The sequence below is a fragment of the Kitasatospora sp. NPDC007106 genome (assembly GCF_040634455.1).
GTDB classification, from domain to species: Bacteria; Actinomycetota; Actinomycetes; order Streptomycetales; family Streptomycetaceae; genus Kitasatospora; species Kitasatospora arboriphila.
Map to the genome: position 1 here is coordinate 1 of NZ_JBEYFP010000345.1, position 6,309 is coordinate 6,309.

Sequence of the window (6,309 nt, forward strand, 5' to 3'; positions counted from 1 at the left end):
CCCGCCCCGCGGCGGGGACCGGCGCCGTCGGACGGAGCACCGGGTCAGCTGCCGTACCGGGCGGCACGGGCCTCGGCGTACGGGCACGGCGGGAATTCGGGGTGCGTCACCCGGCCCGCGAGGGCCTCGACGACCACGGCCCACGCGCCTGCGGCCCCGACCGGCTCACCGCGGTCCACGGCCACCTTCGCCCTCGCCATGTGCCTGTCCACCACGTGGGACCAGGCATCGAAGGCCGCCACCACCTCGGGCCCACAGGTGCCGGGCTCCGCCCGGTTGCGTCGCTGCCGGGTGATGACGAACGCCCTGGCCGCGTCGAGCTGTTCGCCGGTCGGAGGGGTGGGGGCCGTACTCACGGGCGTCCTCGCTGCCGGTCCGGTCGGGGCCGTGGTCACTCGTCGTGCGAGTGCCGGTAGCACGGTACCGGGCCGTCGGGGTCGAGCCGGTAGACGCTGGTGGTGGGCCAGTACTCGCCGGCCTCGGTGGCGGGGAGGTCGGCGCGCAGGACCATGCGGAGGGAGGGCGGGGGCGCGAACGCGTGGACGCGCTTCAGATGGCCGTCCCAGCGGCCGCCGCGGAGTTCGAGGTCCAGGATCGCGAAGGTGGTGGGGGTTGTGGTCACGCCGGCGATGCTGGCAGCCGGGCGCCGAGCGGGGCGACGGGACGGCCCGCACTCCACTCCTTCGGGGGGTTTCGCCGCGGCAACCGTGACGGCCGCCGCACCACGGGGGTGCGGCGGCCGTCCGGGTGGGGCCGTCGGGTCGGGACGGGTGTCAGCTGCGGAAGGTGTCGTTCAGGGTGACGAGGCCGCTCGCCGGGACGGTGGCCGTCCGGTTCGCGCCGCTCTCCCAGGTGACGTTCCCGCTCGCGTCCTTGCGGATGTACTTGTACTCGAAGGCGGTGCCGGCGGCCATCGCGACGTCCAGCTTCCAGACCGGGTAGCTCGCCGAGGAGAGCAGCAGGGCGGAGCCGGTGTTCCAGTTGCCGAGGGCCGTGTTGTTGCCGACCACGTAGATGTTCTGGCCGGTCACGGTGGTGGCGTTGACCGCGAACGAGGCCCCGGTGGTGGAGGAGGTCGGGGTGCTGGTCGGGGTGGCCGTCGGGGTGCTGGTGGCGCACGGGTCGCCGCTGCCGACCACGCCGTCCTTGACAGTCACGTTGCCGGTGCCGAGCGCGTAGTTGGCGCTGTTGTTGTTGTCCCAGGTGCCGGAGCCGTTGTTGAAGGTGGCAGCGAGGCCGGCGGCGCTGCCGAGGTCGGCGGTGTACTTGACCCAGCCGGTGCAGGCCGCGGTCATCGCGACGCCGGGAGTGGTCGTCCAGGTGCCGCCGGTGGGCGCGTAGTGCAGGTAGTAGGCCGACCAGTTCTTGTCGGTGGAGTAGAAGACGGTCGCGCTGTTGCCGCCGGTGGGCGTGGCGGTCGGGGTGGAGGTGGGCTGGCCGCCCGCGCCGACGTAGATGGCGACGGCGTCGCCGGCACCGACGGTGGCGGTGAACTTCCCGTCGGAGCCGACGGTGTAGCTGGTGCCGGTGCAGCCGCCGGAGACCGGGTCGCCGTGCTGGACGTCGCAGTAGGTGCCGGCGGGCAGCGAGGTCTGGAAGGTCTGGGTGATCGAGGAGGACTCGCGGTTGATCGCGACGAAGCCCTTGCTGCCGCGGCCGAACGCGACGGCGTTGTTGCCGTTGGACCACCAGTTGGTCATCGCGGTGCCGGAGACGGCGTTGCGGAAGCCGACCATGTTGGCGACCTGGCGCCAGGCGTGGGTGCAGTTCCAGCCGTCGCTGTAGCAGGCGTTCACGGTGCCGCCGTTCGGCGGGCCGTCGTCGTTGTTGGTGAAGGCGTAGCCGGAGTAGACGTTCGGCGAGCCGTACGGGTGGGCCAGCATGAAGACGTTGGCCAGCGTGTAGGCGGAGCCGTACTTGTAGTTGAGGGTCGAGCCGTTGCGCTCGGTGTCCCAGTTGTCGACGAAGGTGCGGGCCTGGTTGCTCGCGAGCAGGCCGTTGCCCCAGGTGGACAGGTCGGAGATCTTCCCGCCGTTGAAGGCGCTCTTCAGCCAGGTGCCGGAGCGGAACTCGTCGACGTCGCCGAGGCCGGTGTACTCGGACGGCTGGATCGGCTCGCCGGCGCCGTAGATGACCTCGGTCACCCAGTAGGCGTTCGGGTTGCTCATCTTCGCCTTGACGGCGGACAGGTCGGAGGCGGCGATGTGCTTGGCGGCGTCGATCCGGAAGCCGTCCACGCCGAGGGTGAGCAGGTCGCTCAGGTAGTTGGCGATGGTCTGCTGGACGTAGCTGGAGCCGGTGTCCAGGTCGGAGAGGTTGACCAGTTCGCAGTTCTGCACGTTGGAGCGGTCGCCGTAGTTGCTGATCGCCTGACGGCAGGAGTGGAAGTCCTGGTCCTGGTAGTAGCCCGGGTAGTTGTACTTGGTGTAGACGGTGCCGCCGGTGCCCGTCCCGGAGCCGGCCGACATGTGGTTGACCACCGAGTCGGCGATGACCTTGACGCCCGCCGCGTGGCAGGTGCTCACCATGGACTGGAAGGCGGTGCGGTCGCCGAGCCGTCCGGCGATCTTGTAGCTGACCGGCTGGTACGACGTCCACCACTGGGCGCCCTGGATGTGCTCCTGGGGCGGTGAGACCTCGACGAAGCCGTAGCCCTTGGGGCCGAGCGTGTCGGTGCAGGCCTTGGCGACGGAGTCGAACTTCCACTCGAAGAGGGTGGCGGTGACGTCCTTGGTGCTGGGCGGGGTGGCCTCGGCGGTGGGGGCGATCGAGAGACCGGCACCGATCGAGAGGGCCAGGGCGGCGGACGCGGTGAGTGCGCCGATCGCGCGGCCTCTGCGGCCCGCGCTGACGGTGGTGACCACGGTGTCTCCTGGGGCTGGGTGGGGGTGAGCCTGGCCGCCCGCGACGCAGGGGGTGTGGCGGGCGGTGGCGCAGGAGTGGTGCGGAGGGTGGGGGCGCGACCGCGATACGCCGTCTGCGCGGAACCGACTGTGCGAGTTTCTGCAAGACCATTGAAACTTGCAGGAAACTTGCAACGCACCGAAGTTACGACCGGTGTGAACGGAGCGTCAAGGGAGTGGAAGGCAACGAATCGGACTCACCGGTAACATCCGCGAACTCCTGTGATACCTCACACCCGACCCGCCGCATCTAAGAGGGGGACGCCAACCACACCGACAATCGAACGCACCGGGGGACGACGGCATGGAGAGAGCACTCGACTTCGAGGAGTTCGCGAGCTCCCGCACGCGCAGGCTCTTCCAGGTCGCGTACCTCATGTGCGGGGACTGGCACCAGGCGCAGGACCTCGTCCAGACGACGCTGGCCAAGATGTTCGCCGTCTGGCCACGGCTGCGCCGACGGCAGGACGAACCCGGGCTCGACGCCTACGCCCGCACCGTCCTGCTGCGCACCTACCTCTCGCAACGCCGCCTCAAGCGCTCCACCGAGGTCGTGCTCGCCGAGATGCCCGACAATCCGCAGCCGGCCGGCCACGGCAGCGACCTGAAGCTCACCCTCGCCGCCGCACTCGGCCAACTCCCGCCCCGCAACCGGGCGGTGGTGGTCCTGCGGTACCTGGAGGACCACAGCATCGAGGCGGTCGCCGACATGATGGGCATCTCCGCCGGAGCGGTGAAGAGCCTCAACACCCGCTCCCTGGCCCGACTACGGGAGATCCTCGGCGAGGACCGCGAACTCCTCTTCCGGCTCTGATCCCTCCCCGCCCCTTCACTGCTCCCGGAGTGCGCACCATGGACATCGAAGACGACCTCAGCAGGCTGCTCGGCGCGGGCGCCGACCGGATCCACGTTCCCGTCCAGACCATCGTCGCCGAGGCCACGAGCCGCGGCCGCAAGCTGCGCCGCCGCCGGCGGATCACCCGGGCGCTCGGCGCGGTCGCCGCCGTGGCCCTGCTCACCGGCGGGGTGGCCGCGTTCGGCCCCGACGGCTCCGGCCGCAGCCAGGCACCCGCGACGAACACGCCCAGCGCCTCGGCCGTGCCCGTCCTCGGCCCGACCGACCCCCCGGTGAACGGCAAGGTCGCCACCAGCGGGGCCGGGCTGCTCGGCATCCTCGCCGAACTGCTGCCCGACTCGACCCGGTTCACCTCGTTCGCCGGCAGCGGCCACCCGGACGAGTCCGCCATGATGCGGGTCGACGTGGACTTCGGCGACCACCTGCCCAGCACCGTCACCGTGGAACTCAGGAAGGACTGGGTGAAGGACGTCTGCCCCCAGGGCGACAGCCCGCAGGCCCGCGCCTGCATCGACCTGCCCGTCGGGGAGCACCTGTACGTGGACTCCGTCCCCGGCAACACCCTCTCCGAGAGCTACCGGATCCAGGTCAGGCGCAAGGACGGCTCGGCGGTCGAGATGGCCGTCTACAGCGGGCAGCTCAACGCAGCCAACAGCGAGAATCCCGTCACCCGCACCCGCCAGGAACCGCCGAAGACGCCGAAGTTCTGGATCGACGTCGCCAAGTCCCCGCTGTGGACCCTGCGCGTCCCGGTCGACACCGCCAGGGACGGCGCCACCCGGGCCTCCGCCGTGCAGCGCTGAGCGCCCGGCCGGGCGGGGTCAGACCGCGTCCGGCCCGCGCTCGCCGGTGCGGACGCGGACGATCCCGTCCACCGGCACGCACCAGACCTTGCCGTCGCCGATCTTCCCGGTGCGGGCGGCGGCGACGATGGTGTCCATCACGTCCTCGGCGTCCTCGTCCTCGACGACGACCTCGATCCGCACCTTGGGCACCAGGTCGATCCGGTACTCGGCGCCGCGGTACACCTCGGTGTGGCCGTGCTGGCGCCCGTAGCCGCTCGCTTCGGTGACCGTGAGCCCGTGCACCCCGCGCTCCTGCAGCGCGGTCTTGACCTCGTCCAGCTTGAAGGGCTTGACGACGGCGGTGATCAGCTTCATGCGGTGGCGGCCTTGTCGGACGGGTGCTGTGCCAGCACGGTGGCGTGGGCCGTCGTGCCGTGGCCCAGGACGCCGTGATCGTACGCGCTCTCGGCGTGCACGGCGAGGTCCAGGCCGGTCAGTTCGTGCTCGGCCGGGGCCCGGAAGCCCATCAGCCGGTCGATCGCCTTGCCGATGCCGTAGGTGGCGCCGAAGGCGTACCCCCCGACCACCGCCACCGCCAGCAGCTGCTTGCCGATCAGGGTGAAGCCGCCGTGCAGCAGGCCGACCGGGCCGCCGGTCATCACGGCGGAGGCGAAGACGCCGATCAGCACGGTGCCGATCACGCCGGCGACCAGGTGGACGCCCACCACGTCCAGCGAGTCGTCGTAGCCGAAGCGGAACTTCCAGCTGACCGCGTAGGAGCAGACCACGCCGGCGGCGAGGCCGACCGCCAGCGCGCCGAGCAGGTCGACGCTGCCGCAGGAGGGGGTGATCGCGACCAGGCCGGCCACCGCGCCGGAGGCCGCGCCGAGCGTGGTGGCGTGGCCGTCGCGGCGCTTCTCCACCAGCAGCCAGCCCAGCAGGCCGGTGCAGCCGGCCGCCTGGGTGTTGAGCAGGACGGCGGCGGCGGTGCCGTTGGCGCCGAGCGCGGAGCCCGCGTTGAAGCCGAACCAGCCGAACCAGAGCAGGCCGGCGCCGAGCACCACCAGCGGCAGGTTGTGCGGCCGCATGGCCTCCTTGCGGAATCCGAGGCGCGGGCCGAGCAGCAGGGCGAGGGCCAGGCCGCTGGCGCCGGAGTTGACCTCGACCACCGTGCCGCCCGCGTAGTCCAGGGCGCCGAGCTTCGACAGCACCCAGCCGTCGGGCGAGAACACCCAGTGCGCGACCGGCACGTAGACCAGCAGGGTCCAGGCCGCGGTGAAGGCCACCCACGAGCCGAACCGGGCGCGGTCGGCGATCGCGCCGCTGATCAGCGCGGCGGTGACGATCGCGAAGGTGAGCTGGAAGGTCGCGAAGAGCAGGGTCGGCACGTGGCCGGTCAGGCTCGCCGGGGTGATGCCGGCCATGCCGAGGTGGTCGAGGGTGCCGATGACGCCCCAGCCGCCGGCGTCCGGGCCGAAGGCGAGCGAGTAGCCGGCCACCAGCCAGACCACGGTGACGACCGCGATCGACACGAAGCTCATCATGATCATGTTGAGCACGCTCTTGGTGCGGACCATGCCGCCGTAGAACAGCGCGAGCCCGGGGGTCATCAGCAGGACGAGCGCCGTGCTGGCGAGCAGCCAGGCGGTGTCGCCGGTGTCGAGGCCGGCCGTGGAGTCAGCGAGCAGCATGCGGAACCTTCCCGTGCAACGCGCCTGCGGGTGGTGGTGGGCGCGCCGGTCGGGAGAGTCTGTCCGGGCCGTAT

The 6,309-nt window shown here is 71.4% G+C and carries 7 protein-coding genes; 2 read left to right on the top strand and 5 right to left on the bottom strand.

Features of this window, described 5'->3' with window-relative positions; genetic code table 11:
* Positions 1-44: 44 nt before the first annotated feature.
* From ABZ641_RS22850 to ABZ641_RS22860, 3 genes are all read right to left on the bottom strand, one after another.
* Entirely contained in the window at positions 45-356 is a 312-nt protein-coding gene (locus tag ABZ641_RS22850; protein ID WP_359984404.1) for a hypothetical protein, read from the bottom strand.
* A 35-nt stretch (positions 357-391) separates the two neighbouring features.
* Positions 392-622 carry a hypothetical protein gene (locus tag ABZ641_RS22855; protein ID WP_344626219.1) on the bottom strand — a complete coding sequence of 77 codons (231 nt, stop codon included), beginning with the start codon at positions 620-622 and terminating at the stop codon, positions 392-394.
* A gap of 151 nt (positions 623-773) precedes the next feature.
* Positions 774-2,768: a carbohydrate binding domain-containing protein gene (locus ABZ641_RS22860; protein ID WP_359984414.1), complete on the bottom strand. Its 1,995-nt coding sequence runs from the start codon at positions 2,766-2,768 to the stop codon at positions 774-776.
* 439 nt (positions 2,769-3,207) lie between these two features.
* On the opposite strand from ABZ641_RS22860, the gene ABZ641_RS22865 reads away from it, so the two are divergent.
* Together ABZ641_RS22865 and ABZ641_RS22870 are read left to right on the top strand one after the other, a co-directional pair.
* Entirely contained in the window at positions 3,208-3,717 is a 510-nt protein-coding gene (locus ABZ641_RS22865; RefSeq protein WP_344626218.1) for a SigE family RNA polymerase sigma factor, read from the top strand.
* Between the two features lie 38 nt (positions 3,718-3,755).
* Positions 3,756-4,562: a hypothetical protein gene (locus tag ABZ641_RS22870; RefSeq protein ID WP_359984408.1), complete on the top strand. Its 807-nt coding sequence runs from the start codon at positions 3,756-3,758 to the stop codon at positions 4,560-4,562.
* A gap of 18 nt (positions 4,563-4,580) precedes the next feature.
* Here the strand turns inward: ABZ641_RS22870 and ABZ641_RS22875 are convergent, their stop codons facing one another.
* Positions 4,581-4,919 carry a P-II family nitrogen regulator gene (locus ABZ641_RS22875; protein ID WP_030269157.1) on the bottom strand — a complete coding sequence of 113 codons (339 nt, stop codon included), beginning with the start codon at positions 4,917-4,919 and terminating at the stop codon, positions 4,581-4,583.
* Positions 4,916-6,235: an ammonium transporter gene (locus ABZ641_RS22880; protein WP_359984411.1), complete on the bottom strand. Its 1,320-nt coding sequence runs from the start codon at positions 6,233-6,235 to the stop codon at positions 4,916-4,918. The genes ABZ641_RS22875 and ABZ641_RS22880 overlap by 4 nt, the downstream gene beginning before the upstream one ends.
* Positions 6,236-6,309: the final 74 nt, after the last annotated feature.